Genomic DNA, 2,295 nt, shown 5'->3' on the forward strand with positions numbered 1-2,295 from the left:
CCAGAACGCGCCCGCCGGTCGCTCAAGGCCGGCAAGGGCGCGAAAGTCAGCGCTGGCGAGCCCTCAAGGTCGCCGGGCATGAGGAAGCGGCCGGGCGGCAAGGTCGAAAGCGCCCGTTCATCGAGCTTGCATGCCTTGAGGTAGGCAGCGAAACTTTCGGCGAGGCGGCGCGCTGTCATCTCGTCGGCGTCCGCGTCGGGGTCGACCGCGGCGGAGAGTGCCCGCCATTCCTGCGAAAGTTCCACACGCACCGGCAACACGGCCATCTCGAAGGCTTCGCGTGAGAAATCGGCGTAGGATTTGCCCAGTAATGGCAAATCGAGCAGCCATTCGCCGGGATAGTCGACGATATCGACCGACAATCTGCCTGACGAAAACATGCGGCTCCAGCCGGAGGCCGATTCATATTCGATGGTCAGCCTGAGTTCGGAAATGGCGCGCGTCGAATCCGGCCACAGGCGGTCATTGACCAAGGCGGCGACGTGATCCTCGTACTGGAAGCGCGGTACGGCGTCGTCAGGCTGCTCTTCCAGGAAAGCCCGGGCTATTCGTCCCGATTTCTGCGCTTCGAACAGGGGCAGGCGCCCGCCATGGATCAGGTTGTGGACGAGGGCCGAGATGAACACCGTCTTGCCCGCGCGCGACAGTCCGGTCACGCCAAGGCGCAGCGACGGTGAAAAAAGCCCGGCGGCGCGCCCCGACAGCGTATCCAGGGCAATCCTCGCCTCGTCGGTGAAAGTGGTCAGCGATGATGCCAAATCTGCTCTCTTGGACTCCCGTGACCTCCGATATAGGCCTTGCATCGCAGCTTTGAAATGGCGTCAGGGTTCGGCCGGCGTCACAAAGGCTTCGAGATAGCCGGCGCCTTGAGCTGCATGGGCAAGATTGCCTGGAAAACGGACCACCGCCAGGCCGGACGTTGGGAAGCCATGGTTCAGCAACCCCCGTGCCGCCTCGTCGCCGTCGCCCGAAAGTGCCAGTGCGAGATCCTCCGTCATCGGGTTGTGGCCGATGACGAGCAGGGAGTTTGGCCCGCCCGAGCCTGGCCCCCCATTGTCGCGGACGGCAGCCAGATAGGATGCGGCGTCCTCGCTGTAGAGCGTGTCGAGGAACAGCACCCGGCCGATGTCGGTGTGTCCGGCCAGGCCTTCCAGCGTTTGGCGCGCCCGCTTTGCGTTGGAGCAAAGGGTAATATCGGGAGTGTAGTTGCGGATACGCATGAGGGTGCCCATCATTTCGGCATCGGCGACACCCGATGCATCGAGTGGGCGATCGAAGTCGCGGACGCCGGGCAGCGCCCATCCGGCTTTCGCATGCCTCAACAGATAAAGTGTGCTCACCAAACCCCCGTTCGTGTCGGCGCCATGCGCCAGGACTATAGCAGGATTAGCCATGAGAAAGGCTTGGCGCACAATGGCTGGCACCATTCAAACCTAACGAATCATAAGCGAATTCGGCCTTGCCCTTCATGCGAAGGATGTCGCCGATGCTGTTCGGTCCGACATTAACAATTGCGTGAAACTGTCGCGGATTGCGCTTGTGCAGCCTTCGGTCCGCGAATATATAAGCGCCAAATTTGGGGTTGTTGGGTGAGTCGAATGAACGACATCGTTACCGCCGATTACGTACCCTCCGAAGACGAGCCGTTTATGAACGAACGGCAGAAATCCTACTTTCGCCTGAAGCTCGTCACTTGGAAGAATGACATATTGCGCGAAGCGCGCGAAACTCTCGAAATCCTGCAGCAGGAAAACGCCAACCACCCCGATCTCGCTGATCGGGCCTCGTCTGAAACCGACCGCGCCATCGAGCTTCGCGCGCGCGATCGTCAACGAAAACTCATTTCAAAGATTGATTCGGCACTCCAGCGCATCGATGAGGGAACTTACGGTTATTGCGAGGAAACCGGCGAACCCATCGCGCTGAAACGCCTCGATGCGCGTCCGATCGCGACCTTGTCGATCGAGGCGCAGGAGCGCCACGAGCGCCGCGAGAAGGTCTACCGCGACGACTGAAGCGTAGCTTTCGGGCAAGATTAGTCATCAATGGCCGGGTTCTCCGGCCATTTTTGTTTGGTTATCTTTTCTGACTGGAAAGCTCGCCGAGAAGCTTCGTCATCTCGTCATCCAGGGACTGCGGCGCCTTCGCCGCCGGTTTGCTCACAGCCTTGCTGGCCGGCGATTCGTCGAGCGAGATCTCGAGTTCGTGCATCAGCGTATCGTCGATGGAGGCCTGGTTGGCCGGCGGCGATGGCGTGTGGCGGGCGATATTTCCATTGGCCGATCCATAGGCGGG

At 60.8% G+C, this 2,295-nt stretch carries 3 protein-coding genes and 1 pseudogene; 1 reads left to right on the plus strand and 3 read right to left on the minus strand.

Features of this window, described 5'->3' with window-relative positions; genetic code table 11:
* Both CN311_RS11465 and CN311_RS11470 read right to left on the minus strand, forming a co-directional pair.
* On the minus strand, positions 1–758 hold a 758-nt coding region (locus CN311_RS11465), incomplete at its 3' end, for a YcjX family protein (protein ID WP_165779667.1).
* 63 nt (positions 759–821) lie between these two features.
* The gene (locus CN311_RS11470; protein WP_097573784.1) at positions 822–1,340 is read right to left on the minus strand and encodes a SixA phosphatase family protein; all 519 of its coding nucleotides are present in this window, start codon (positions 1,338–1,340) and stop codon (positions 822–824) included.
* A gap of 258 nt (positions 1,341–1,598) precedes the next feature.
* On the opposite strand from CN311_RS11470, the gene dksA reads away from it, so the two are divergent.
* Complete coding sequence (gene dksA, locus CN311_RS11475; RefSeq protein WP_006202025.1) at positions 1,599–2,015, plus strand: RNA polymerase-binding protein DksA; 417 nt, start codon at positions 1,599–1,601, stop codon at positions 2,013–2,015.
* 61 nt (positions 2,016–2,076) lie between these two features.
* On the opposite strand, the pseudogene CN311_RS11480 reads toward dksA, so the two are convergent.
* Positions 2,077–2,295, minus strand: a pseudogene (locus CN311_RS11480) (hypothetical protein); the annotation flags it as partial.

Source organism: Mesorhizobium sanjuanii, from assembly GCF_002529485.1.
In the GTDB taxonomy this organism is placed as follows: Bacteria; Pseudomonadota; Alphaproteobacteria; order Rhizobiales; family Rhizobiaceae; genus Mesorhizobium; species Mesorhizobium sanjuanii.

Excerpts from the sequence above, each read along its gene's own strand:
- dksA (WP_006202025.1), top strand. The coding sequence starts at position 1,599 with ATGAACGACATCGTTACCGCCGATTACGTACCCTCCGAAGACGAGCCG.